Genomic DNA, 26,777 nt, shown 5'->3' on the forward strand with positions numbered 1-26,777 from the left:
ATGGCGAAAAAAATGAAGCTAGATTCACTTTTAACGGCGAATAAAAAAAATAAAGGCATTGAAAAAATGTCTGAATACTCCAATCAAGACAAAGAGAAAGAGGAAAAAAAGCCCAGTTCGCAAGATCTTTTGGCCAATCGCACGTTGAGTCACGAAACAGATTTTCGGCATGCTCCGCTCCATGGAGAAACAAAGCATCCTAATGAACGAAATCAGAGACCGGAAAAAACACCGCCACAAGAAAATGAGGCCGGTAAGAGAGGGCGTAAACGCCAATACTATGATCCGCGCTTAAAAGCTTTAGAGATGCAGAAAATCTCTGCTCGTACTAAAATTCGTATGCAAAACCTAATCAACGCTAAGTTCGACGGCTATACGCCTGATAGAATGATCGACTTTTTATATGACTATTATATTGAAAAGGGCTTATCGAAAGACGACCGGAATTTCTTGGATCAACTAGAAGAAGCCGCAATGCAAGAGTATAAAGAAAAGCCGAAATATCAGAAACTATTCAAAGAATTAGAAAACGATGAGAATTAACTGCAAAAAAAGTAAACCGCAATGCTGGCTAGTTTCGGCATTACGGTTTACTTTTTTTTTAGATAACTAATATTTGGGTTTACCTTTTTTATTGTTCATTCGATTTAAAAGTTTACTTTTGAAAAAGGAAAACTTCTTTTGATACAGTTGTGGATAACTAATAGACTCCTTATCCACATTCGTTTTTATCCACATTTGTACTTAAATAGGGGTTAGATAATACTTTAATTAGAGTTTACCAAAAATACTTTTACATCATTTAATAAAGTAAACCCGAATTGTTTCTTCACGGCTGTTATAGTAAACCTCAATTTGTTTTGCAAACATATTAAAAGTTTACTCTAAAAAAAGATAGCTATAAATCGCTTTACAACGGGATTTTAATCCATTATTCTATACATGTAGAAAAAAACGAAAAAAAGAGTTTAAAGATTTGGCGATCTTTAAACTCAAAGGTTTGAGCTAATTTTGGCGAATTAGCCTGTCACATTTAAATAAACTTATTAGGGTTAGAAAAATTGGTGTTTGCCTAACCTTCATTAAGTATACTATATTTTGATGATTTTCTCAATCAAATATCTTGTGACGGTAAACATTCCTTTAAAAACTTTCGTAACTAATTTTGAGAGTGAACTAAGGAGGTTTTTTTGTGATGTCCACAACTTTAGATAATCTAATGACCGCAACAAACTTACCCAACGGAAATTATCTTCCGATTGATTTGAACTTAATCAATAATCCACAATACAAAGATCTTTCCATTGAAGCCATGATGCTTCATGCGCTTTATACGATGCGGATGACTTGCAGCATTTACAATGCTAAAAAAGATGGCAGCTGGCTGGATGAAGCAGGGCAGCCGTATATTTATTTTTCCAATGAAGAGGCTGCAGCCTTATTGCGCGTTTCTGAACGAAAGATCACCAATTTGAAAAATACCTTATTAACAGCTGGCTTGATTCAAGTTATTCGGCATGGTCTAAAAAACTATCGAATCTATGTTGCGAATCCTAAAGCACCTGAAAAAAATATTGTTGTCCAATTGTCGTTTAAAAATTACACTAGCACAAAGTCTTTGGCTCCTGTGGAAAAACAGGCTGAGACAATCGAAGAAACGTTGTCCACAGTGGATAGAGACGCAGAATCTGCGGGCACGGACTCGCAAAATTTGCTTACAAGTACACAAAAACATTTAGCAAAACAAACTACAAATGCAACAAGTGTAACTAACGAGCTACCTAAAAACGCTGCGAAAATCAAGGATCAACAACTAATCGACGGATTAAGTGCGCGCTATGCGCACATTCTACCGCAACAAGCCTTTCAACGCTTTTTACCTTTTTGCGAAGGAGACTATCAAAAAGCCCGCTGGTTTGTCGATACGATCTTCAAAGCTAAATACGTTAGCACACAGCAATACATCAAAGCCGGGTTGCCGGCAGAAGCAGATGTCCTAACGTTTGAACACAATGATTATTTCAGAACAAGTATTTCAGATGCATTGGCAAAGGCGCTTGAACAAATGTATCGATACAAGACGGTAAAAAATCCTGAGGGCTTCTTCTTTGCCTTTATGAAGGGCTTCTTTAGCGAAAAGATCCGGCAATACCTTGTAGACCATTATCAGTTGACACCGGAGTTACAACAAACGCTTTCATGCGTCCAATTGACGATTCGGCAAAAAAATTCACGTCAAAAGCCGCCGAAAGCACAGAAAGTCGCTAAAAAAATCTCCTAAGAAGTCAAACCTTTGTTATAATGTAGCGGAATCTATCTAGAGAAAGGTTAATTTTATGAATAAGTTTAAACTAGCATTTTTTGGCTACAGTGGACTATTAGGTCTAGTTGTGGGGGTCATTGTTGCTTTGTTTCTGGGCCTGTCAGAACTAGGGCATCAACTTTTGTGGCAAATTTTGCCCAAGGCGTTAGGAGAACCACGACTTTATCCGTTGATTGTGTGTACGATCGGTGGAGTAGCGATCGGTTTTTTTGTCAAAGCTTTTGGGCGCTATCCCCGGACTTTACAAGAATCGTTTGATGAATATCAAGCGACCCAACGAATCGATTATCACGGAGGAAAAATCGTTCGTAATTTACTAGGATCTTTGCTAGTCTTGCTGTTTGGGGCAAGCTTAGGACCAGAAGCAGCGTTAGTCGCGATCATTGGAGGTGTGATCTCCTATGTCGCAGATCGCAGAAAAATCACAGCTGATCAGCGAACAGATCTACTTGAATTTGGGATTGGTACATCTTTAGGTGTGATTTTTATGGCGCCGCTATTTGGGGTTGGACGGTCCGTTGAACAGGAGAACTGGCAAGTCGTAACTGAGAGTAAACTTAAAAAATATGTTTTATACATATTCGCTACGTTTACCGGCTTTATCGGTTACCTCATCACTTATAATCTTTTTCCAAACCAAGAACAAGTTTTTGCGATCCGCAAGTTGGAGAGCAGCTTTACGTGGCAAGGCTTGCTGTTAGTCATTCCGATGATCCTTTTAGGCGCACTGTTTGGAAAATTTTTCTTAGCATTGCAAGAAAAAGGTGAGAAGTTGAATCAGCGAATCCGTAACCCATTACCGCTAGCGATTTTTGCTGGGATCGTCTTAGGGATCTTAGGAACGATCTCGCCGTATTTTTTATTTTCTGGTGAACATAATTTATTGTCCTTCACTCGTCAAGCAGAGACGATGAATTTCTTTATCTTATTATTGATTGGATTTGGCAAAATTGCGATAACAGTTTTTTGTTTAGCCTGTAATTGGCGCGGGGGAACGATTTTCCCGATGATTTTTGCCAGTATTGCAGCGGCTTTAGCATTTGCTAATGTTTTACCGTATTCTCCTGGTTTATTGGTAGCTGTTTTTGCTGCGAGTGCATGTGCGGTAACTTTAAAACAGCCATTGGCAACAGCCTGTTTATTTTTACTGTTGTTCCCGGTGGAATTGTTTTTATGGATTTGGTTAGCAGGATATTTAGGCAATTTATTTTTACAGCGGGTTCCTTTTTTCCAAGAAGAACAAACAATCAAATCGTTCAAGTTGCCAGAATTAGCTAAGCGGGCAAAATCTTCTTCGACAAAATCAGCAAGCGAAACGGATTCGACAAGAGATATCTCAGCATTGAGAAAGGCCGCTGATCGTAAAAAGGCTGCTGAAAAAGTACAACCACAAGTCGCTGAGCCTAAAAAAGAAATCTTGGTGCGAGACGTTCGGAAAAAAAGTGAAACGACAAACCGAGTGGAAACACCAACACGTGAAACAGATGCGGCACCAATGACTCGAATGAGCCGACATCGTCGAAACTGACAACTAACAAAAAATGATGGAAGATCTCACTAAGAAGACCTTCCATCATTTTTTTATTTTAAAGAGAAGTATAATAACAACGCTTAGGACTCGTGATCTGTTCAGCTGTCTTTAGTGCTTTGATTGCTTTTGCAACTTCGCTTGAACTAAGTTTAGTTGCCGCAGCGATTTCGCCGCTTTTTAGCGGTGCTTCGGCCTCTTTCAGTGAATTTAAGACAAGTTCTTCTGGTGACATATAAAAACCTCCTGATATAATTTGATCGTTTTATCTATAATAACAAAGTGAGTGTCTAATAGTTGAATTTAATGGCTGTCATAAAATGCCTTGAATGCTGTTTGCAAGTCTTGTTTTGCAGAGTCCATAATCAAACTAGGGTCGGCGTCTGCCACTTGTGTTCCTTGGGCTCGGACGATTTGGAACGTGTGAAAGCCCATTAGCTCGGTAAAAATCGCGTCTAAATAAGCGCGCGAAAATTCCAAAGGTGTATATCGATCATTGTTTGTGTAAATACTGCCGCTTCCTTGCAGCAACATGATGCGATAGTCATCGGTCATCAAACCAACTGAGCCGTCTGCTGTATAGCGAAACGTTTCCCGAGCAACAAGAACATTATCGATATAGTCTTTTAAGCGAGAAGTGACATTAAAATTATGGAGAGGTTCGACGATTACGATTCTGTGATGAGATTTAAATTGTTCAAGCAATTTTTGGTTTAGATGAGCCGCTTGTTTCTCAGAATCGGTCAGAGGAATATTTTTTGCTTGTTTATCCCAAAGGCTGAACAGTTGCCCATTTGTTACTTGCGGAATCGCCATGTCATATAAGTTGATTTCCTCAATTGTATCTTTAGGAAATTTATTTTTAAACTGTTCAAGAAAATAGTGATAAAGCTGAATTGAAAAGTGATTTGGATTGTGGAAATCTGGATGTGCATTGACTACAAGAGTTTTCATTGAGGGGTCTCCTTCATTTGTTTATTTTTAACATCCTTAGAATAAGGTATAATGGTGTCAATTAATGGCACCATTATGAAAAGAGGAAAAAAATGAAAAAATCGGAGCGCTTAAATTTGGAGCTGGCCTTTTTATCAGATAAGGTAGTCTTTCAGCTGCAAGATCTTATGACGACCTTTGATATCTCTAAGCGAACGGCTTTGCGAGATGTTGCAGCACTTGAAGAGTTGGGTTTGCCGCTTTATTCTGAAGTGGGACCTGGTGGCGGGTACAAGATCACCCAACACCGTTCGATGATCCCAATCTATTTTAATAACCAAGAAGTCAGTGCGATCTTTTTTGCTTTAAAGGCCTTGAAGAATTTATCTTCGACCCCGTTTTCGCAATCTTACCCCCGCATTACGGACAAACTCATGGCTTCTTTGTCACCGTCGCAACAAGCAACAGTCAGGATGATGCAAGGTGCTGTCCATTATTATACCGGGGCCTCGATTTCACATCCGCAATTTTTAAATGATTTTTTGACGATAATTTTAGAAACCCGACCAACTGAAATTTTGTGTCCGGCACGTTGGGGAGCCAAGCCTGTTGAGATTCAAGCGTTTGAATTGCTTTATCGAAACGGAATCTGGTTTTGTGAGGCTGTTTTATTGTCTTCTAAAGAGTGGGTGACACTTAGAATCGATCAAGTCGAAGCTTTCAAACTTATAAAGGAGCCGCCGACAGTTTTTGATCGCAGCCAATTGCACAAATTGAAACAGCATTACGAAAAGACCCATCATGATATTGCTTTTTACTGTCTGTTAACGCAAAAAGGAGCAGAAAAATTTGAAAAAAATCATTACCCTAATATGCACCTGCGTATGCTGGGGGAACAATACGAACTTTATGGCGGGTACAATAAAGACGAGTACGAGTATATGATCGAATATTTATTGTCTTTCGGAGCAGAAGTCAAAGTGCAAAGTCCGCCAGCATTACAACAAGGCTATATCGCAAAACTAAAAATGCTAGTGAGCAATTATGAGTAAACACTTGCCTGATCCACCCCTTATATCTTAGAAGAATTTATAACAAAAAAAGAGGGGAGACGACAAAAATCTTGTCACATCCGCTCTTTTTGGATAAATGGTGATCCAGCTCAGGAATAAGTCGTAATTTTTCTTCTTGAAGCTGAATACGTTTGTTACAATCGTTTCTTTTAATCTTTTGTAGCAATAAGTTCCTCTGTTAGACTTGACCTTCTGGATGGATAGGCGCGTGATGTTCGCTTAAATCTATTCCGTTGACTTTACAAGTAACAGCACTGGCCATTACGCCGCCATTTAGATTAACGACCGTTCGGCCCATATCAACCAACGGCTCAATTGCGATAAAGATTCCGACCAACCCAACAGGCAAACCTAAAGTGGACAAGGCAATGATTGTAGCGACGGTCCCGCCACCGCCAGTTCCGGCGATTCCAAAAGAAGTCATCGCGATGACTAATCCAGCAGACAGTAAAAATTGAGGCGATAACGGATTGATTCCTTGCGTCGCCGCGACAATTGAAATGATGATCCCTGGATATAAACCGGCACATCCACACATTCCCATCGAAGTTGCAAAAGAAGCACTCAAACTAGAGACCCCTTTAGGAATATGCAGCTCTTCTTGCATTTCTAAGTTCATAGCCATTGAGCCGGCACTAGAAGCCGTGATAAAGGCAAAAGATAAAACTGGAAATGCTTTTTTAATATAACGCACTGGTGAAATGCCGCAAAATGCGATGACCAAAACTTGTAAAAGAAAGACGAGCAGGATCGTGGCATAACAAGTAATAAAGAATTGTGCTAATTTCAAAACAGCTGAAATATCATTATTGACTACTGTTGTTGTCATGATAGTGAAAACGGCATAAGGGGCAAAAGATAAGAACAAACGAACAACAGACATAATAATCTCGTAAGCGCTGTCTAAGAAATCTTTGAATAATTGTGCTTCTTTCACTTTACGATCTTTGATTTTTAAATAGGCAAAGCCTAGACACAAAGCAAAAATCACGACGCCTAATGTTGCGCTGGGACGTTGTCCGGTCAAATCATAGAATGGATTTGATGGGAAAATAGCGACAATCTTTTGTGGTAAGGTCAACGTGTGCTCGCCGCCTGAAACATAGCTTTCTTTCAAGTCATTTGCAGCATGCAAAGCACTTTTGGAGATCGTAAACCCGTTGCCATCGATTCCAGACAGTTGGCCAGTGACCAGACCGATCATGCCAGCAATTCCTGCAAAAGTGACTAAGGTAAGAATGATCGTTGCGCCCATTTTGACGACATTTGTTTTTAGTTCGATTTTTGTAAATGCCAACAAGACGCAGACTAGAACTAAAGGAATCGAGATCATTTGCAACAATTTAACATAAATACTTCCAATGATACCGGTCCAATCAGAGAAAAGCAGTCCTTGCTCTGTCGAGAAAATCCCATTTAAAATGAGACCTAGTAGAATACCTAATGCCAATGCCAGGACAACTCTTTTTGAAAAGGGGACTTTGCGCTGTTTCAAATAGATCAATCCATAAATAACAAAAAAAACTACGATAAAAGCTAATAAAAGTAACATTCAATACACTCCTACTATTTAATTGTTGTCAGAAACTCATTTTTTCAGGTGTGTATTCCTAGTGAAATAGTAGATTGTCTAAGAACAGATCATTTTTTTAATTCCTTCAATAATAAATGTGAATAAAATCACTTGAATCGTCAAAGAAAAAGAAATACCGCAACTGAAAGAAGGATACCGCTAACTTAGAAACTCTAAGGTTGATTACTTGTCATAGTCAAAGATGTTTTATATGCATCACGTTACCTCCAGCCTGGTCCATTTCACTAAATCTGTTCTTCAATGAAAAGGATAACAAAAAAGTAATCGAATAAATCCATCCTAAAACTATTCTCATAAAATAAATTGATTTCTAATCACTTTTTATCGTTTAAGGATATTTTTATTGTAAAAAGCAGAACAGAAATAACTTGTACTTTAGTTAGTAAACAGCAAGAATGAAGCCGATTTTGCTTGTGAGAAAGAGCAATCGGTTGGTTTTTATTTATATTAGAAAAATGTGACAAAAAAGAGCGATAAATCAAATAAAAAGTTCATTTTCCTTCAATCAAATCACTAATTATTCGCATTCTTGTGCGGATGACCCGCTAGTTTGTGAAATAGTCTGCACTTTTTGAGGATTAACTCTTTGAAAGCGTTGACCAAAGTTCTATCGACTGCTAATCTATTAATGAGAAGTTTCGAACTTCAAAATGGAAAGGAACGTGTGACGATGTTAAACGAAGGAAAGATTCGTGCGTATTTGGAAAAAGAGAAACTGGATGCTTTTTTTATTGCCAAAAGGGTGAATGTTCGTTTTACTAGTGGTTGGACAGGAGACGATTCATTTATTTTGCTCACACAAGAGGGACAATACTTTTTGACTGATCCGCGTTATACTGAGCAAGCAGATATCGAAGTATCAGATTATGAAATTATTAATTGGCGCTTGCCTGGACGGACTGTTGGAGATACAGTTGCGCGTCTAGCTAGTGAAAAAAACTTAAAAACAATCGCTTTTGAAGCAGATTATTTAACGTACGACATGTATTCTGATTTTACAACGAAAACGACAGCAGAATTTGTACAAGCCGGTGGTGTGATTGATCGGATGCGTGCAATCAAATCGCCGCAAGAAATCCAATACATGCGCAATGCGTGTGAAATTTCTTGCCGAGCTTTTGAGCGGATCCTGAAAGATATTCGGGTGGGTGTGACTGAAAAGGAATTGGCGGCTAAACTTTCTTTGTATATGGTGCAAGAAGGCGCCGACACACAACCTTATGGAAATATTTTGATTTCAGGTGCCAATACATCCTTGCTGCATGGCATCCCATCAAAGAAATCAATCGAGTATGGTGATTTTGTGTTAATGGATTTTGGCTGTCAATATGAAGGCTACATGTCCGATATGACTCGAACAGTCGTTGTCGGCAAAGCAACAGATAGACAACGAGAAGTTTATGAATTAGAAAAACAAAGTTTAGAAGCTGCCGAAGCAGTCATGAAAAACGGTGCAGCAGTCAAAGATATTTATCAAGCCTCGTTAAAACCGTTGCAAGGCACAGAATATCCGCAATATACTTACCGCAATATCGGTCACAGTATCGGTTTATTTGTCCATGAATTGCCGTATATCGATGAACAATATGATGATGTATTGGAAACGAATATGGTGATGACGATCGAACCAGGGATCTATGTTCCAGATTGGGGCGGTGTACGGATTGAAGACCAAGTCTTGATCACTGAAGACGGTTACGAAAATATGATCAGCATTTCCCATGATTTGATTGAATTATAAACATGAGATAGGCTATACTAAGACGACGACGGCAAAGACTGTCGTCGTTTTTTAGTCGTTTGAAATATGATAAAAAAAGTTATTATCCTGTCCGATAACGTTATGATTAACTGGAGGGATACTTTTATTTGAAAGTAGGTAGATCGATGAATGAACGGGAAGCTTTTGATTTCGTCTATGATATTAGTGAAACATTATTGAAAAATGGTGCAGAGATCAAGCGGATCGAGACGACCATTCGCCATATTGCAGAAGCTTTAGAGTTGAAAGATTTTGATAGTTTTGTTTTGATCAATGGTATTTTTATGACTGCACGTTTGAAGGATCAAACGGTTCAAGCGCGGGTTCGCGATATTCCCATCTCGCCGATTAATCTAGGACGGATTGAGCAAATCAATACCTTATCGCGGCGTTTGACTGAAAAACGTTTGAGTCCAGAAGATGCCAATGAGTGGCTACAGGCAATCAAAAAAGAATCCTTTACCTCGGATCCATTAAAGATCTTTGCTTATGCTTTCGGTAGTGCCAGCTTTTGTTTTATTTTTGGTGGCAGCCTGTGGGATACGATTGGTGCACTGGTATTAGGCGTTGTGCTAGCCTGTTTTTCTATGTATTTATTGCCAAAATTCAATATGTCAGACATTATTTCAACGATCACCAGCAGTGCCTTTGTCAGTATTTTGGCTTGTTTGTTCGTTCATTTTCTCCCAGACTTACATTTGACTAGTTTAGTAACTGGCGGAATCATTTCTCTTTTACCGGGAGTGGCTATTGTCAATGGCATCCGCTACTTATTCGATGGTGATTACAGTTCGGGGTGGGGACAGATGATCTACGCGTTGATTACGGCACTTTGTGTGTCGGTGGGGGTCGGGTTAGTGTTAAGAGCCTTTAGTATGCTGTAATTATCAATTGTTTATTTAAAAAGGAGTGAAGCCAATGATCAATGGTTTGTTTCAAACATTAGCTGGTTTTTTAGGAACCATTTCTTTTGCAATACTATTTGAAGTACCGCGCCGTTACTATGTTCATTGCGGAGTGATCGGTGCATGCGGCTGGTTTATTTATTTAGTGATCATGCACTTTTGGGTGGCACCAGTGGCGGCGACGTTCATCGCGTCATTGGTTTTAATCTATCTTTCGCGAGAAGCTTCATTTGCACTAAAAGCGCCGGTGACGATTTTTTTGATTTGTGGGATCTTCTGCCTCGTTCCTGGGGTGGGAATCTATAATTTTACGTATAATTTTTTTATCGGTGATTCGATTAAAGCGGCACAGATTGGGATACAAGTCTTAAAAATTGCGATCGCGATCGCAGTTGGGATCACGGTGGGGTATGAGTTGTCGCCAAAGTTTTTCTACTCCTACCACAAAATGAAAAAAATTCAATATCATGAATAGAAGAAACACAGCGTTGTTGTATAACAGAGCTGTGTTTTTTCTATCCTCACGATTATTAAAAAGTAAACAACTTAGACTAAAGAAATAAGCCAACTCCTTTAGATGGATAAAAGAACAATAAAATGAGAAAATAATAAGAAAAACAAAATGCTTGAAATATAATAAAAATCTGCTGAATTTTAACGAATTAGTCAGAAAAAATGTTAGTTCGAAAAAAAGTTTGAAGAATTGTTTAAAAAAACTAGAAGATATAGTAAACTAATGGAAGCGGATACGAATGATTAGATTTGTTTTTATTCATAGAAACACTTGAAATCCAAATGGTTTTATGGTTATTTTAAAACTAACGATAGGTGAATGGATGCACAAATCTCTATCGATAATTCTAATCTGTTGCATAGCAGTTGATAGTTGTCAAAAAGAGTATTAATGGATTATTAACAGCTGCGTGGGAACAAAGCTGTTCTTAATATAAAGCCATCAGGCAAGAAATAGCAGACTAAAAAAAGGAGTGAAAGATTTTGAAAGAACATCGCGTTGAAAGAGTAATTGAAAAAATGAATGAACAAGGATATGGCCAATTATTGGTTTCAGATCCAACAACTATTTTCTATCTAACTGGCCGCTGGATCCATCCTGGTGAACGGTTATTAGTATTAGTGATTACTCCAGAGAACAAGAACACATTGATCGTCAACAAATTATTCCCAATCGAAGAAGATCTGGGCGTGGAAAAAGTATTTATTGATGATACCGACGACGCTGTGAAAAAAGTTCTTGAGTATGTTGATACTGATAAAAAAATCGGGATCGATAAGAACTGGCCAGCTCATTTCTTACTAGACTTACTAGAAACTGTTCCAAATGCTAAATTAGGAAACGGTTCTGAAGTGACAGATGCTGTTCGTGCGGTCAAAGACGAAGAAGAAAAACAATTGATGCGTGAAGCTCAAGCTGACAATGAACTTGCGATCGATCGTTTGAAAAAATTATTGCCTGAAGAATTAACTGAAGCTGAAATGGCAGAAAAACTAGGTGAATTCTATAAAGAAATGGGCAATACTGGATTTTCATTTGATCCAATCGTCGGCTATGGCGCAAACGCGGCAGATCCGCATCATGAAACGGATGATTCAAAAGTAAAACCGGGCGATTCTGTTATCTTAGACATCGGCGGCATCAAAAATTCTTACGCTTCAGATATGACTCGGACTTTCTTCTACAAAGAAGTTTCTGATAAAGGTCGCGAAGTGTATGAAACCGTTAAAGAAGCAGCGCAACGGGCGATCGATTTAGTGAAGCCAGGTGTGAAATTGTCAGACCTTGATGCAGCAGCTCGTGATTATATCACTGAAAAAGGCTATGGTGAATACTTCACTCATCGCTTAGGCCATTTTATTGGAATTGATTGCCACGAAGCTGGTGACGTTTCAGGATCAAACGACAATGTAGCTGAAGTTGGAAATGTCTTCTCAATCGAACCAGGGATCTATATTCCAGGAGAAATCGGTGTTCGTATCGAAGACTTAGTCATCGTAACAGAAGATGGCTGCGAAAACTTGAATCATTATTCTAAAGAGTTAGAAGTAATCGGTTAGGAGGCCACGCAACGTATGAAAATCGAAGAAGGCTACATGCCTTATTTAGGGCATCAGACGTATTATCGGATTGTTGGTGAACAATCCGGTAATAAAAAACCATTGATTGTCATGCACGGCGGACCTGGATCAACCCATAACTATTTTGAAGTACTTGATGAAATGGCGGTCGATGGCCGCCAGATCATCATGTATGATCAATTAGGTTGTGGAAAATCAGCGGTACCATCGCAGCCAGATCTTTGGACGGCTGAGACTTGGGTCAATGAATTGATTGCTTTGAGAGAACACTTGAACTTGGATGAAGTTCACTTATTAGGCCAATCTTGGGGCGGCATGTTAGAAATTATTTATGTTTGTGATTACGCGCCAAAAGGCATCAAGAGTATGGTTCTTTCAAGTACGTTATCTTCTGCCAAATTATGGGCTCAAGAACAACACCGAATGATCAAATTTATGTCTGAAGAAGATCAAGCAGCGATTGCAAAAGCAGAAGCAACTGGTAATTACGATGATCCAGCGTATCTTGCAGCCAATGATCGTTTCATGGTCCGTCATGCAGCACCGGTATTTACGAAAGACGATCCAGAACCTTTATGGCGTAAAAAAGTCGCTGGAACAGAAAGTTATGTTGCGGCTTGGGGACCAAATGAATATTCACCTGAAGGGACTTTACAAGGGTATGACTACACAGAAAAATTGCGTGAAGTTACTGTCCCAACGCTTGTTACTAGCGGCACAAACGATTTGTGCACACCTTTGATAGCGAAAACTATGTATGACGCGATCCCAGGGGCAAAATGGGAGCTGTTTGCGAACAGCCGACATATGCCGTTTGTGGAGGAACGCGAAAAATACATGAAACTGTTGGAAGGCTGGTTAGCAGCAAACGACTAAGAATTTAAAAGAGAGAAGGAATGATAGTGGAAACAACTCCAGTAAAAACAAAAAAGCCTTTTGGGTTTTATGTCTGTGCACTAGGATTCACGTTTGAACGTTGTGCTTTTTACACAGCAAAATATATGTTAGCGATTTGGATCGCGACAACTGCAGCATCTGGCGGTTTAGGAATGACGAGTGCTCAAGGGGTACAAATTTCAGCATGGTTCGTTGCAGCAACGTATATTACACCAACATTCGGTGGATATATCGCTGACTATTGGTTAAGTCCACGGCTCTGTGTAGCTGCCGGGATGGTTATGATGGGTGTTGGATACATGTTAGCTTGGCAAGCCAGCTCAATGGGGATGGTTTGGCTGATGATCATCTTAGTAGCTCTTGGAACCGGGTTATTTAAAGGAAACCTTTCAGGGGTAAATGCCTTATTGTTCAATGATGAAAAAGAATTGAATGAAGCATTCTCTATTCAATATTCATTTGTTAACGTCGGTTCATTTATTGGAACAACTTTCTTAGTATTGTTGATCCCAGCTTTTGGTTTCAATTTTGTCTTTATGATTTGTGGTGTATTATTGTTAATTGATGCGCTTTGGTTTATCTTTAACAGCCGTTCACTAGGTGAAGCAGGGAAAAAACCATTTAAAATCGACCAACGTCAATTCGAATCAGCAGGGAAAAAAGACAATGCTGCTGATACAAAATTGACTTCAGGCGATAAAAAACGGATCGTTGCGATTATTTTAGTTACATTATTCTCTGTTGTTTTCTGGACAGTTTGGTACTTAGCATATATGCCGGCATATTTCTACTTTGGTTACGGAGATGGTGCTGGATTTATCGAACGTGCTAACTGGGTGATTGGTAGTTTCAAGGTCCCAACTTCTTACTTCGATTCGATGAATGCTTTAACCTGTATCGTCTTAGGACCTGTCTTGGGTCGTTTATGGACGAAACTAGCTGCTCGACCTAAAGGCGATATGAGCATGTTCAAGAAAACAGCACTAGGTATGATGCTAGTTGGTGTTTCTTATCTAGTAATGGTTTTAGCCGATGTAGTCGGAGACGGAAAAACAGGTATCTTATGGTTGGCTTTAGTAAGTCTATTGATGTCAGTTGGTGAAATGGTCTTCTCACCACTTGGAAACTCATTTATTGCAAAATTAGCACCAGCAAAAATGATGGGATTATTATTAGGTGTCTGGACAATCGCTGTGTTCTTCTCACAAATGATTTATCCAGTAATCTATGCATTGTTAGAAACAGATGTCCCTAAAGATTTCCAAATGGGTTATGGGGTTCTAGCCGGAGTCGTTATTGTACTAGGCTTGATTCTATGGTTTGGTAGCAAGTCATTAGACGCACTTGAAACTGCTGAATAATCAGCCCGTTAAAAATTTATCTTAAATGATTAAGTTCTTGCCTCAATAAGGCAAGAACTTTTTTTATATATCAGGTGATGAACTTTATTATATGTGAGTGATTGTACATATAAAAATCACATGGAAAACCTGTTATAACCGAAAAAATAAAAAGTTCATAGGGTTAACCTAAATGAGAATAGCTCTCAATTAAATAACAATCGAAAACTATTTTTAACTTGTCAATATTAGAAAATTGTTCTAGTTAGGTATGAATCAAACATAAAAATGGAATGAACCGTATCGGATAAAACAGTATTAAGACAACTTTTGCAATCGTTTTTCTGTTTTCGTCAAAAATAATGAAAATTTAATTAGAAAACTCCGTAATTCAGGATATATATAAAGTTAATTCCCAGAAAATATCAAAATAATCAAGAAACGACCTTTTATAACTAGAGTGATTGTGCTATTATTTACATGAACTACGGGTGGCTGATTTGCTCAAGTTCAAACAAGATAGAAACAGGGAGGTGAAAAATTTTGACACAAATTCTTATACCATTAAAACAACATGTTGGCGCTCCTTGTAAAGGAATCGTAAAAGCTGGTGATCAAGTCCAACGGGGACAATTGATTGCTGAGCCAAACGGCTTAGGTGCCAACATCCATGCAAGTTTCTCTGGAAAAGTTGTCGATGTAAATGGCGAAAACATTGTTTTAACGATTGATGAAGAACAAGATCTTTCTACTTACGTACCAATTCCTGATACTGAATCGAACGCAAAAGCAGTCGAAGCAGCAGGGATCGTCGGTGCTGGTGGTGCAGGTTTCCCAACATTCTTGAAATTAGCATGTGAGATTCCGGAAGGGCTCTTTATTGCAAATGGAGCAGAATGTGAAGCGCTATTGGCTCACAACGTGAAACAAATGGACGAACATATCGATCAACTAGTCCGTGGAATGAAGTACTGTATGGAAATGACTAAAGCACCTAAAGGCGTGATTGCGGTAAAAGGCAAACATCGTGAGTTAGTACTGCGGTTATTAAAAGCGGTTGCGAATGAACCAAAATTGGATATCTATCAATTACCTGACATGTATCCAGCTGGGGATGAACGAGTGATCGTGCGTGAAGTAATGGACATTGTTTTAAACCCGGGTCAACTTCCAACAGAAGTCGGCGCTGTCATCGATAACGTGGAAACGATTAAACGCATCGTAGAAGCAATCGAAGATCGAAAACCTTTCATTGATAAAGATGTTACGGTTTCTGGACGAGTAAAACAAAAAGAAACAGTCTTTGTAGATGTCCCAATCGGAACACCAGTCAAAACATTAATCAATAATGTCGGCGGGTACGTTGAACCGCACGGTGAAATCGTAATTGGGGGACCGATGACTGGAAGAAGCGGCGATGAAATGACGCCAATCACTAAAACAAGTGGTGGTGTGTTGGTCGCTATGCCTTTCCCACAAGAAACACGCAAAGTCGGTCTTTTGATCTGTGAATGCGGAGGTTCTGCTGAACGGATGACTGAGATTGCTAACAATATGGGTGCAGAAGTTGTCGCTGCAGAACGCTGCAAGCGAATGGTAGAAGTAAATGGAAGATATAGATGTGCCCTGCCGGGTATTTGTCCAGGTCAAGCTGCAACTGTAATGTCCTTGAAAAAACAAGGTGCAGAAGTAATCATGACCGGATCTTGTTCCGATTGAACGAACACCGTTATGGGTGTAGCTCCTAGGTTAGGAGTTCCGGTTTATCATCACACAGATCATGTACTGCGGGCAGATGGTCACAGACTATATCGTAAATTACCTACTACTAAAAACTAATTTAAAATTTAGGAGGATTTAACGAATGTCTATTACAGCAGAAACTGCTAAAGAACATGCCAAAGACCCTGCAGTATTATGTTGCCGTGCGGAAGCAGGCAAAGTAATCGCACCAGATGACTTAGAAGATCCAGCGATCTTCCCAGACTTAGAGGATTCAGGTTTGTTAGAATTACCTGAAAATGCTCTAACAATCGAACAAGTACTTGGCACGACATTGAAAGAAACAACGGATGCGTTGATTCCATTAACGAAAGAATTATTAGATGGTGTTGTTGAAGTTGCTGAAGAAGCAGAAGAAGCTCCAGCAGAAACAGCTGAGACACCAGTTGAAGCACCAGCACCGATCGCGCCAGTAGCGCCGGTTGCCCCTGTGGCACAATTCGGCGGACAAACGATCAAAATCCATATTGCTGAAGGCCGCGGTATCGACTTAGAAGTACCAATGTCTGTAGCTAGTCAAGTCGGCGTAGCTCCCGCTGCACCGGCAGCACCAGTTGCAGCTCAAGCACCTGCTGAACAAGCAGAAGTTGCAGCACCAGAAGCAAAAGTAGAAGAAAAAGTGATCCGTTCAGTTCGTCATGATCACTTAAAGATTGACAAGATCGTCTTTGGTGAAGAAACAAAAATCGAAGGCACAACGTTAACGCTACGTAATATGGAAGAAATGTGTGCAGAAGCTGTTGAGTTAGAAAAGCTTGTTGAAAGCATGACTTTAGAAATCATCACACCAGATAAGTATAGTGAATATAGTGAAACGATCATGGATGTTCAGCCAATCGCTACCAAAGTTGAAGGCGATATTGGCCATGGGATCACCCGTGTTTTAGATGGCGTAGTTATGGTTGTTACAGGAACAGACTCAAATGGTGTTCAAATCGGTGAATTCGGTTCATCAGAAGGTGAATTAGACCGCAACATCATGTGGGGACGTCCTGGCGCACCAGAAAAAGGCGAGATCTTCATTAAAACACAAGTAACAATCAGAGAACATGCAAACATGGAACGTCCTGGTCCATTAGCCGCTCACCACGTGTCTGATCATATTACTCAAGAAATCCGTGAAGCATTGAAAAAAGCGGATGACTCATTAGTGGTTGATTCAGAAGAAATTGTACAAAAACGCCGTATCGGTAATAAGAAGGTCTTGATCGTAAAAGAAATCATGGGTCAAGGTGCAATGCACGATAACTTGATTATGCCGATCGAACCAGTTGGAACACTAGGAGCAAAACCAAACGTTGACCTAGGAAACTTGCCAATCATGTTGGCACCAACAGAAGTTTTAGATGGCGGTTTACATGCGTTAACTTGTATCGGACCTGCATCAAAAGAAACTTCTCGTCATTACTGGAGAGAACCATTGGTTAAAGAAGCAATGGCTGATGAAGAAATCGATCTAGTAGGGGTTATGTTTGTTGGCTCACCACAAGCAAATACTGAAAAGTATTATGTTTCAAAACGTCTAGGAATGACCATCGAAGCAATGGATATTGATGGCGCAATCGTAACGACAGAAGGTTTTGGTAATAACCATATCGATTTTGCTTCTCATATTGAAGAAATCGGGAAACGTGGCGTAAAAGTTGTCGGTGATTCTTACTCTGCTGTTCAAGGAGCATTAGTTGTAGGTAACGCTGAAATGGGCGCAATGGTTGATAATAATAAATCAAAACAAGGAATCGAAAACGAAATCTTGTCTAACAATACTTTGTGTCAAGAAGACGCTATTCGTGATTTAGCAATGTTGAAGACATTAATGGGCGGCGGCGAAATCAAAGCTGCTGAACGTAAATGGAATCCAAATGTAAAAGCGAACAATATCGAGATCATCGAAAAAACCACAGGTAAGAAAATCAACCTAGCGGAAAATGAACAAGTTCTTCCTAAGAGTAAGAAACGTCAAGAAATCTACGAAAAAGATTAAGGCTTAAAGGTGAATCAATGGATAGAATCGATAAACTTAAATATATTTCGACTGAGCAAATGTTTGAAGGAATCCTAGTGGAAATCCACGATGCCAGCGTAACAATCGACATCAAGGGACGTTTAGGACAACTAAAAATACCTCGTCGAATGATTATTTCTGAATATGATTTAGAAATCGGCCAAGAGGTTGGTTTTTTGATGAGCTATCCAGAAGTACTAGAAGAAGAACCAAATGCGCATTATGTTGATGCGATCAAAGAGCATCAACGGCGTCGTTTGGAAAATGAAAAAAGACGAGAAGCAGAAAGCAGAGAGGAGAATTAACACATGGGCTTAACAGTGTTTGAAGGATTACAGTCAGAAATCTTTGTGCCAATCACACCGAAATCTGTCTTTACTCCTGTCAAAAAAGAGCTTAAAGATATGCGTATTGCATTAGCAACTGCAGCGGGTGTTCATTTAAAAACGGACAAACGCTTTAACTTAGCTGGAGATACATCTTATCGTGAAATTCCAGATGTTACACCTAGCGATGATTTAATGGTTTCACACGGAGGATATGACAATGCCGACGTAAACCGTGACGTTAACGCTATGTTCCCAATCGATCGGTTACACGATCTAGTTAAAGAAGGATTCATTAAAGAAGCAGCACCTATGCATTACGGCTTTATGGGTGGCGGGGGAGACCAAGATGCATTCCACGATCTAACTGGTCCTGAAATCGCTCAAAAATTAGTTGACGAAGAAGTCGACGCAGTCGTATTGACCGCTGGCTGAGGAACCTGTCATAGAACTGCCGTGATCGTGCAGAGAGCTATTGAGGAAGCAGGGATTCCTACTATTTTAATCGCCGCATTACCACCAGTAGTACGGCAAAATGGTTCACCAAGAGCCGTAGCACCTCGGGTACCGATGGGCGCAAACGCTGGCGAACCACATAACATTGAAATGCAATTAGGTATCTTACATGATACTCTAAGAAGTTTAGTATCAATCGAAACGCCAGGGAAAATTGTTCCATTACCTTATGAATACATTGCCCACGTCTAAATCAAGAGGTTGATTTAATAAGTGCTCAGCGTCAAGAAATAAGCCGAAAATTCCAAAGATTACTTTTTAATTTTTGTGAATTTTCGACTCGTTTCTATAGATGCTACTTACTTAATCACCGTTTACTTTGAAAGCAGGTGTGAATAATGCGAGGCGAAACTTTAAAGATCAAAGTTTTTCATATGGATGAAGTCACTGTAGGCAGCGACTTTCATATTGAACCAACACGGTTACAGATCAAGGAAGACTTTGATTGCCAAGACGCCGCTATTCAGAAGCTGACGATTCGATTACTCCCACCACATCAACTAGCTGTTGAAACCAACACTATTATGGATATCATTCCGATTTCCACAAAAGTGTTGGGTGTGTTGGGTTCAGGGATCACGCATACACTTACCGGAGTTTCAGTCGTCATGACTGGAGCTATTGAAGAAGGGGAACAAATGCATGAATTTGGCTCTTCTGAGGGAGTATTGCGTGATCATTTAGTATTGAATCAAGCGGGGACGCCTAACGCTAAGGATTACGTGATTTTAGTAGATCTCTTAGCCAAAAAGGGGACTCCTTTTAATCGTGAACTTTGTCTTAAAATGTTTGCGATCGTGGATGAGTTTATTCAAGAAATTCGCGAAAAAATGAAGATGCTGGAAGGAAAAGACGCTTGTGAAGTCCATGTCTATGAAGAGAATGCCCATCCAGGTAAACCCAAAGTAGCCTTAGTCAAGCAAGTAGCGGGGCAAGGAGCGATGTATGATATGTTGCTTTACCCAAATGAGCCAAGCGGCTTCAAAGGCGGCTGTTCAATCATCGATATGAATAATATGCCCGTCTTTTTAACAGCAAATGAATATCGCGATGGAGCGATTCGTTCTATGGTTTAACTGAATAATGGACAGGTGGTGTCGTTAATGGGGATTGGTCCATCAACAAAAGAAACTACACTACATCATTTCCAAGATCCGCTCGTGGATCTTCTAAGTAAGGACCCGGATATTGACTTTCAAGGAGTCGTAGTCGTTGGGACACCGCAAAGTAATGCGATGAAATATCTAGTCGGGCAGCGTTCGGCAGCATGGTTAGAAGGCATGCGTACGAATGGCGTGATCGCTACAACTGACGGCTGGGGCAACTCAGATGTAGATTTTGCGAATACCTTAGAAGAAGTTGGTCGTCGAGACATCAGCGTGATTGGACTCAAGTTCATTGGTACACAAGCTAAATTTGTTGTAGAAAATGACTTCACCAAGCATGTTTTGGATTTTAATAAATCAGCTGAAGGGATCGAAACAGAAGTAGTTGGTGAAAATACTATCAATCATCAAGACGCAATCAAGGCGCTTGCGTCAATCAAATTAAAAATGCGAAAAGACAATCAGCAGTTACGCTGATTATCCACAGTTGTCAAAAGAAATTATTTTTTATATTACGAAGATAGGAAATAAGGAGGGCAATCATGAAAACATCAAAAATGATCTCAGCAATTGATACTCATACAGCAGGTGAAGCTGCTCGTTTAATTATCGGTGGAATTCCAAAATTCCCTGGTGAAACAATGGCGGAAAAAAGAGCGTATCTTGAAAATGAAGCAGACGATCTGCGTAAAATGTTAATGTTAGAACCGCGCGGACACCGTGATATGTTTGGAGCCTTTATCACTGAACCGGTGCATGAAGAAGCGGACTATGGAATCGTCTTCATGGATTCAGGTGGCTATTTGAACATGTGTGGCCACAATACGATCGCAGCGATGTCATCAGCTGTTGAACAAGGCTGGGTCGAAGTAAAAGAAGGCGACCGCGAAGTGAACGTTGTTCAAGATACACCAGCTGGAATCGTTCATGGAACCGTTCATTTGGATGAAGACTATTCAGCAGAATCTGTTTCATTTGATAATGTTGAATCGTTTCTTTATAAAGAAAATGTAACCGTCAACGTCCCTGAAATTGGTGAATTAACAATGGATATCTCCTTTGGCGGAAGCTTCTTTGCAATTTTGCCAGCTTCTTCAATTGGGTTAGAGATCAAGCCAGAAAATGCTTCAAAATTCAATGATCTAGGCATGATTATTCGGGATGCAGTAAATGAACAGATCGAAATTCAACACCCAACTTTGGAACATATTAAAACGGTTGATTTAGTCGAATTTTATGGTCCGGCAACTAGCCCAGACGCAACATTCCAAAATGTTGTCGTGTTTGGTGACGGACAAGTTGACCGCTCTCCTTGCGGAACAGGTACAAGTGCTAAACTTGCAACGTTATACGGCAAAGGTGAAATGAAAGTCGGCGATACATTTGTGTATGAAAGTATTTTATGCACGAAATTTAAAGGCGAAATTGTTGAAGAGGCAGAAGTTGGAGGATACAAAGCTATTATTCCTCGTGTGACAGGATCTGCCTATGTCACTGGATACAACACATTCTTGGTTGATCCGAAAGATTCCTTGAAAGAAGGGTTTCTTTTAGGTTAGAAATGAGGGAGAGATAAGATGGTAACATTATTATTAGTGATTTACGTTGGTTTAATGGTAATGCATACTTTTGTAATGGGTCGCGATTTAGTTAAACATAAAAGCGATCTAGGAAAAGGCAATTGGCTCGTTTCTGGTGTGATCGGCTTTGTCACTGATTTCTTGGATACATTAGGGATCGGCAGTTTTGCACCGACAACAATGTTATTAGACTTTACGAAACAGTTGAGCCATGATCGGCTGTTGCCGGGGACACTAAACGTAGCGCATGCTATTCCTGTATTAGTAGAAGCATTTATCTTTACGACTGTAGTAGAAGTTTCTCCCGTAACATTATTCTCCTTAATTATTGCCGCGACGGTTGGATCATTTGTCGGTTCAAAATTCGTTACGAAATTGCCTGAGAAAAAGGTTCAATTTTGGATGGGTTGGGCATTACTTATTACAGCGGTGTTGATGGGACTTCGTCAAACAGGTATGTTGAACATGTTAGGTGAAGGAAACACGGCGACTGCCTTAACAGGGATCAAATTAGTGATCGGTGTTGTTGTTAACTTTATTCTAGGTGCGTTGATGACGATCGGTGTTGGTTTATACGCACCATGTATGGCTTTAGTTTATATGTTAGGTTTAAGCCCATTAGTTGCATTCCCAGTTATGATGGGTTCTTGTGCAGGCTTGATGCCGGTAGCAAGTTTGAACTTCGTCAAAGAAGGCGACTATGCTCGGAAGGTCAGTCTAGCGATTACAATCGGTGGGATTATCGGAGTAATCATTGCCGCAAAATTTGTTACAGGATTAAACTTAGATATCTTAGCATGGATCATTATCGTCGTGATTGTTTACACAGGGATCACTTATATCTTGAAGAGCCGTAAACCAGCGGTTGCTGTAGATTAATCGCTCTCTCTAACTACTTGCCTGACTAGGCAAGTAGTTTTTTTGTTGTGAAAATTTTTGACTCAAAGTAAATCAGCAGTTGTTTTTTTAAGCGGAGAGTAACAAGGAGATATGATTGTTTAGGTCTTGTTTAAAACGAGTAGATCGATAAAAAGATCATTAATTTTTTTTGTGAATATAAAAACATTCGTCACGATTTGTGGTACTATGTGCATAGTATTGGAATCGTTCTATTTAATGAAAAAACGGTTTTGATTTAAGTATAAAAACTGGTCAAAGTTTACATAGAGAAACAAAAAACAACCTGTTATAATAGAAAACGTGAAGGATGGTGGAAAAGATGGAGACCGTTCAACAATTGATTGTCTGCGGCGGCTGCAACGCAAAAATCGGACCAGGAAATCTGGGGGATTTACTGGCAGATTTACCGAAGGCGACGAATGAAAATTTACTGGTGGGTTTTGACTCAACAGACGATGCGGCTGTTATTAAACTACGCGATGATTTAGCAATTATTCAAACATTGGATTTTTTCCCAACGATGGTGACTGATCCTTATCTTTTTGGTAAGATTGCGGCAGCAAATGCATTAAGTGATGTTTACGCAATGGGGGGAGAAGTGCTATCGGCTTTGAATATCGTTGCTTTTCCAGAAGAAAAAGATTTGAATATATTGAAGGAAATCTTGCGGGGCGGGGCCGAAAAAGTGCAAGAAGCCGGTGCAATTTTAGCTGGCGGACACTCGATCCATGATCAGTCAGTAAAATACGGCTTATCAGTGACAGGCACGATCGATCCAACTAAAATTTATCAAAACAATACTTGTCAGCAAGGCGATCATTTGATTTTAACGAAACCGCTGGGAGTAAGTATCATTACGGTGGGCTATAGTGCAGAAGAAATTAGTGAAGAAGCATTTGTGAAAGCAACCACGAGCATGGAGACACTAAACAAATATGCAATGGATATTATTCGTAAATATTCAATCAATAGTTGTACGGATGTGACTGGTTTTGGCTTAGCAGGACATTTACATGAAATGCTGAATGAGCGTTTCAGTGCAGAGATCCAATCCAAAAATCTACCTTATTTCGAAGAAGCGTACCAAGGAGCAAAGGAATTTATTTTAACTGCCGGTGGCCAACGCAATCGAAATTATATGGAAGCAAAGATTGATTTTCAAATCGATGATTTTGGGATTGAGGAATTATTGTTTGATCCACAAACATCAGGCGGTCTATTAGTAAGTGTTCCAGCCGAAGAGGCGGCAGCTGTAGTACAAAAACTGCAAGCTGCTGATATTCCGGCGCAAGATTTTGGTGTAGTTATTGAAAAACAAAAAACAGAATTGATTGTTTATTAGAGAGGTGGATCTAAAGATGTTTAAAATCGATGCTTTAGGCAAGGCTTGTCCGTTACCTGTAATCGAAACAAAAAAAGCTTTGCGAGAACATACAGTTGTACAAACGTTAGTAGATAATGAGATTGCTACTCAGAACTTGAAAAAGATGGCAGATCAGTTAGGTTATATTTATCAAATGGATCAAGATGCACCAAGTCATTACACCGTAGTTATTTCAAAAGGAAATACTGATTTGACTGAAGAACTGCCGCAAGTCGCAGAACCAGCAGCGACGGTCGATGATTATATTGTAGTAGTAGATACGAATGTAATGGGCCGTGGTTCTGATGAATTAGGGAAAAATTTGTTAAAAGGGTTTATTTATTCTGTAGCTGAACAAGATGTTTTGCCGCAAAAAATCATTTTTTACAATGGTGGCGTTCATTCAGTCGGGGAAGATTCAGACTCACTTGAAGATTTGCAGAACTTGGCCGACCAAGGAGTGGAAATCTATGCGTGTGGGGCTTGTTTGAACTTTTATGAACTAACGCCCGCCGTAGGAGAAGTCACGAATATGTATCGAATCGTAGAGATGATGCGTCAAGCACCAAAAATCGTAAAACCATAAAGGAGCAGTTTTTATGCAGACGTACGGTGTTGCTTTGTTCTATTCAACCCGGGAAGCCATGAAAGCTGAAGAAATCGCAAAGGAAGCCCAACTCGCTGTTCGAATCATTCCAACACCGGAAAAGATTCATGCTAGTTGCGGCTTTTCTTTGAAATACCCACTGGCTGAAGAAAGTACGTTGCTCTCTTTACTTGCTGGTGCGCAGATTAATTCAGAAGGTTTTTATCATGCAACTCGCGAGGGTTTGAAAACAGAATATACGTTAAGAAAGGACAAATAGATGGCAAATATTGTGATTGGGACAGCAGGGCATATCGATCATGGGAAGACGACATTGATCAAAGCACTTACTGGGATCGAAACAGATACGACGAGCGAAGAAAAAAAACGCGGGATGTCGATCAATTTAGGGTTTGCTTATTTAGATCTGCCTAACAACCAGCGCGTTGGGATCGTAGATGTACCGGGACACGAAAAATTTATCAAAAATATGGTTGCAGGCTTGCCAGGAATCAATCTAGTCTTGCTTGTGATTGATGCTGCGGAAGGAATTATGCCGCAAACGAAAGAACACATCGATATTTTGACTTTATTAGGGATCCGTGATTTTTTGATCGTATTAACCAAGGTCGATACTGTCGATTCGGATTTGAAAGAATTAGTAATTGAGGATATTCGTGATCAATTAGTAGACACGCCGCTGGCTGAAGCGGATTTGATTGAAACAGATGCAGTAACAGGTACAGGAATCAAAGAATTATTGGAAAAAATCCAAGCTCATTCTGAAGAAGTACCAGAACGATCGAATAGCGGTTCGGCCCGGTTGAATGTGGATCGCGTATTTAGTGTGAAAGGATTTGGTACGGTCGTTACAGGAACATTATTGGATGGTGCGATCACTGTTGGAGCAGATTTGTATCTTTACCCAAGCGGAAAGAAAACTCGAGTAAGAAATATCCAAGTTCATGAGACAGATGTAAAGAGTGCGCAGCCTGGTCAGCGAACCGCGTTGAATTTGGCCAATATCGCTACTGAAGAAATTCAGCGCGGCGATGTGCTATCTGTTTCGGAAAAGTTGGAAGACACATGGATGTTGGATGTTAAAATTACTTGTCTGCCGGATGTAGACGGTGGGATTGGTTTATGGGATCGCGTACGGTTATTGATCGGAACCCGTGAAGTAATGGCTCGAACGGTTCCGTTAGGTGTTGATTGGATTGGTCCAGGCGAAGAAGGGTTCTTACAGCTGCGTTTAGAAGAACAAGTCGCGGTCAAAGAACGGGACCGGTTCATTTTACGTTCTTATTCACCGATGCAGACAATCGCAGGTGGTGAAGTTTTAGATGCTGCACCCCATAAACATCGCCGGTTCAAAGTTGAAATTCTCGAGAGTCTAAAGGCCAAAGAAGAAGGTAGCTTGGATGAATTGATCACTGATTTCATGGTCAACAAAAAACAACCCTTTACAAAAGAAAAAGTCTTGTTGGAGTATTTAGGTGTTGCTAAAGAAGAATTGCAACCTGTTTTGACAGAAATGGCAGCAGAAGATCGCGTGATTGAAACGTCGGTCGGCTATTTAGCGCATGTCAGCTACCAAAAATTGGTGAGCCAGGCAACAGAAATTTTATCGGCTTATCACAAACAATATCGTTTGCGTTTTGGTATGCCATTGGAAGAATTCCGTTCTCGTATGCGGGGCGTGTTGGCTGAAAAAGAGATCTCAGCGTTGATCGCTTTGCTGAAAAAAGATGTCGTCAAAGAGGCGAACGACAAATTGGCGTTACAAGATTTTGAAGTGACATTCAATAAATATCAACAAGCAGCCAAAGAAAAAATCGAACAGACGCTGGCTAAAAACGGTTATACACCGATTAAAAAAGAAGAATTATTTGATATAGACAAAAATGCGGCAGAAGTTTTAGAAGCTCTAAATGGGGATTCTGTTATCTTTTTAACGCATGAATATGTCTTATTAGGCGAGATCTTCGCTCAAGCAGTAAAACTTGTTCAAGACTATGTCGCAGAACATGGACAAATGACTTTAGGTGATTTCCGTGATTTAACAAATTCTAGTCGAAAATCATCCATGCTGATTTTAGAATATATGGATAAGCAGGAAATCACTAAACGTGTGGAAAATTATCGGGTCCTTGGAAGCTGAGCA

At 39.9% G+C, this 26,777-nt stretch carries 26 protein-coding genes; 23 read left to right on the plus strand and 3 right to left on the minus strand.

Annotation, left to right across the window (positions count from 1 at the left end; all coding sequences use genetic code 11):
• The 3 genes from FFM68_RS02940 to FFM68_RS02950 all read left to right on the plus strand — a co-directional run bounded on the left by FFM68_RS02940 (position 1) and on the right by FFM68_RS02950 (position 3,851).
• On the plus strand, positions 1-543 hold the full coding sequence (locus tag FFM68_RS02940) for a hypothetical protein (RefSeq protein ID WP_137617947.1): 543 nt from the start codon (positions 1-3) through the stop codon (positions 541-543).
• A gap of 652 nt (positions 544-1,195) precedes the next feature.
• On the plus strand, positions 1,196-2,281 hold the full coding sequence (locus tag FFM68_RS02945; protein ID WP_137617948.1) for a replication initiator protein A: 1,086 nt from the start codon (positions 1,196-1,198) through the stop codon (positions 2,279-2,281).
• Between the two features lie 55 nt (positions 2,282-2,336).
• Positions 2,337-3,851: a chloride channel protein gene (locus tag FFM68_RS02950; protein WP_137617949.1), complete on the plus strand. Its 1,515-nt coding sequence runs from the start codon at positions 2,337-2,339 to the stop codon at positions 3,849-3,851.
• Between the two features lie 58 nt (positions 3,852-3,909).
• Here the strand turns inward: FFM68_RS02950 and FFM68_RS02955 are convergent, their stop codons facing one another.
• Together FFM68_RS02955 and FFM68_RS02960 are read right to left on the minus strand one after the other, a co-directional pair.
• Complete coding sequence (locus FFM68_RS02955) at positions 3,910-4,086, minus strand: MarR family transcriptional regulator (RefSeq protein ID WP_137617950.1); 177 nt, start codon at positions 4,084-4,086, stop codon at positions 3,910-3,912.
• A 68-nt stretch (positions 4,087-4,154) separates the two neighbouring features.
• The gene (locus FFM68_RS02960; protein ID WP_137617951.1) at positions 4,155-4,805 is read right to left on the minus strand and encodes an FMN-dependent NADH-azoreductase; all 651 of its coding nucleotides are present in this window, start codon (positions 4,803-4,805) and stop codon (positions 4,155-4,157) included.
• 92 nt (positions 4,806-4,897) lie between these two features.
• Here FFM68_RS02960 and FFM68_RS02965 point away from each other — a divergent pair, with 92 nt between their 5' ends.
• Entirely contained in the window at positions 4,898-5,836 is a 939-nt protein-coding gene (locus FFM68_RS02965; RefSeq protein ID WP_137617952.1) for a helix-turn-helix transcriptional regulator, read from the plus strand.
• Between the two features lie 199 nt (positions 5,837-6,035).
• On the opposite strand, the gene FFM68_RS02970 is transcribed toward FFM68_RS02965, so the two are convergent.
• Entirely contained in the window at positions 6,036-7,409 is a 1,374-nt protein-coding gene (locus FFM68_RS02970; protein ID WP_137617953.1) for a cation:dicarboxylate symporter family transporter, read from the minus strand.
• A gap of 628 nt (positions 7,410-8,037) precedes the next feature.
• On the opposite strand from FFM68_RS02970, the gene FFM68_RS02975 reads away from it, so the two are divergent.
• The 19 genes from FFM68_RS02975 to selB all read left to right on the plus strand — a co-directional run bounded on the left by FFM68_RS02975 (position 8,038) and on the right by selB (position 26,774).
• Positions 8,038-9,192 carry a M24 family metallopeptidase gene (locus FFM68_RS02975; protein ID WP_239585049.1) on the plus strand — a complete coding sequence of 385 codons (1,155 nt, stop codon included), beginning with the start codon at positions 8,038-8,040 and terminating at the stop codon, positions 9,190-9,192.
• 146 nt (positions 9,193-9,338) lie between these two features.
• On the plus strand, positions 9,339-10,097 hold the full coding sequence (locus FFM68_RS02980) for a threonine/serine exporter family protein (RefSeq protein ID WP_137617954.1): 759 nt from the start codon (positions 9,339-9,341) through the stop codon (positions 10,095-10,097).
• Between the two features lie 34 nt (positions 10,098-10,131).
• A complete protein-coding gene (locus FFM68_RS02985; RefSeq protein ID WP_137617955.1) occupies positions 10,132-10,593 on the plus strand; it encodes a threonine/serine exporter family protein in 462 nt (153 codons plus the stop codon).
• A 521-nt stretch (positions 10,594-11,114) separates the two neighbouring features.
• Entirely contained in the window at positions 11,115-12,191 is a 1,077-nt protein-coding gene (locus FFM68_RS02990; RefSeq protein ID WP_137617956.1) for a M24 family metallopeptidase, read from the plus strand.
• Between the two features lie 15 nt (positions 12,192-12,206).
• Positions 12,207-13,088, plus strand: a complete 882-nt coding sequence (gene pepI, locus FFM68_RS02995) for a proline iminopeptidase (RefSeq protein WP_137617957.1) — start codon at positions 12,207-12,209, stop codon at positions 13,086-13,088.
• A 26-nt stretch (positions 13,089-13,114) separates the two neighbouring features.
• On the plus strand, positions 13,115-14,470 hold the full coding sequence (locus FFM68_RS03000) for a peptide MFS transporter (RefSeq protein ID WP_137617958.1): 1,356 nt from the start codon (positions 13,115-13,117) through the stop codon (positions 14,468-14,470).
• A gap of 522 nt (positions 14,471-14,992) precedes the next feature.
• Entirely contained in the window at positions 14,993-16,288 is a 1,296-nt protein-coding gene (gene prdC / locus FFM68_RS03005; protein WP_275578060.1) for a proline reductase-associated electron transfer protein PrdC, read from the plus strand.
• Positions 16,289-16,313: 25 nt separating this feature from the next.
• On the plus strand, positions 16,314-18,215 hold the full coding sequence (gene prdA / locus FFM68_RS03010) for a D-proline reductase (dithiol) proprotein PrdA (RefSeq protein WP_137617960.1): 1,902 nt from the start codon (positions 16,314-16,316) through the stop codon (positions 18,213-18,215).
• Between the two features lie 17 nt (positions 18,216-18,232).
• Complete coding sequence (locus tag FFM68_RS03015) at positions 18,233-18,541, plus strand: CBO2463/CBO2479 domain-containing protein (protein WP_137617961.1); 309 nt, start codon at positions 18,233-18,235, stop codon at positions 18,539-18,541.
• 3 nt (positions 18,542-18,544) lie between these two features.
• Positions 18,545-18,997 (plus strand): glycine/sarcosine/betaine reductase selenoprotein B family protein, encoded by a 453-nt coding sequence (locus FFM68_RS13350; RefSeq protein WP_204652629.1) that lies wholly within the window; start codon positions 18,545-18,547, stop codon positions 18,995-18,997.
• Between the two features lie 21 nt (positions 18,998-19,018).
• Positions 19,019-19,270, plus strand: a complete 252-nt coding sequence (locus tag FFM68_RS13355) for a hypothetical protein (RefSeq protein WP_204652628.1) — start codon at positions 19,019-19,021, stop codon at positions 19,268-19,270.
• A gap of 146 nt (positions 19,271-19,416) precedes the next feature.
• Positions 19,417-20,154 (plus strand): proline reductase cluster protein PrdD, encoded by a 738-nt coding sequence (prdD, locus tag FFM68_RS03025; protein ID WP_137617963.1) that lies wholly within the window; start codon positions 19,417-19,419, stop codon positions 20,152-20,154.
• 15 nt (positions 20,155-20,169) lie between these two features.
• On the plus strand, positions 20,170-20,661 hold the full coding sequence (locus tag FFM68_RS03030; protein ID WP_280531854.1) for a glycine/sarcosine/betaine reductase component B subunit: 492 nt from the start codon (positions 20,170-20,172) through the stop codon (positions 20,659-20,661).
• Positions 20,662-20,726: 65 nt separating this feature from the next.
• Positions 20,727-21,743, plus strand: coding sequence for a proline racemase family protein (locus FFM68_RS03035; protein ID WP_137617965.1), 1,017 nt, complete (start codon positions 20,727-20,729; stop codon positions 21,741-21,743).
• 18 nt (positions 21,744-21,761) lie between these two features.
• Positions 21,762-22,643, plus strand: coding sequence for a TSUP family transporter (locus FFM68_RS03040; protein WP_137617966.1), 882 nt, complete (start codon positions 21,762-21,764; stop codon positions 22,641-22,643).
• A 340-nt stretch (positions 22,644-22,983) separates the two neighbouring features.
• Positions 22,984-24,006 (plus strand): selenide, water dikinase SelD, encoded by a 1,023-nt coding sequence (gene selD / locus FFM68_RS03045; RefSeq protein WP_137617967.1) that lies wholly within the window; start codon positions 22,984-22,986, stop codon positions 24,004-24,006.
• Between the two features lie 16 nt (positions 24,007-24,022).
• Entirely contained in the window at positions 24,023-24,613 is a 591-nt protein-coding gene (gene yedF / locus FFM68_RS03050) for a sulfurtransferase-like selenium metabolism protein YedF (protein WP_137617968.1), read from the plus strand.
• A 13-nt stretch (positions 24,614-24,626) separates the two neighbouring features.
• Entirely contained in the window at positions 24,627-24,893 is a 267-nt protein-coding gene (locus FFM68_RS03055) for a putative Se/S carrier protein (protein WP_137617969.1), read from the plus strand.
• On the plus strand, positions 24,894-26,774 hold the full coding sequence (selB, locus tag FFM68_RS03060) for a selenocysteine-specific translation elongation factor (protein WP_137617970.1): 1,881 nt from the start codon (positions 24,894-24,896) through the stop codon (positions 26,772-26,774). It abuts the gene before it with no gap.
• The last annotated feature ends 3 nt before the right edge of the window (positions 26,775-26,777 follow it).

Source organism: Enterococcus xiangfangensis, from assembly GCF_005405365.1.
Lineage (GTDB): Bacteria > Bacillota > Bacilli > Lactobacillales > Enterococcaceae > Enterococcus_A > Enterococcus_A xiangfangensis.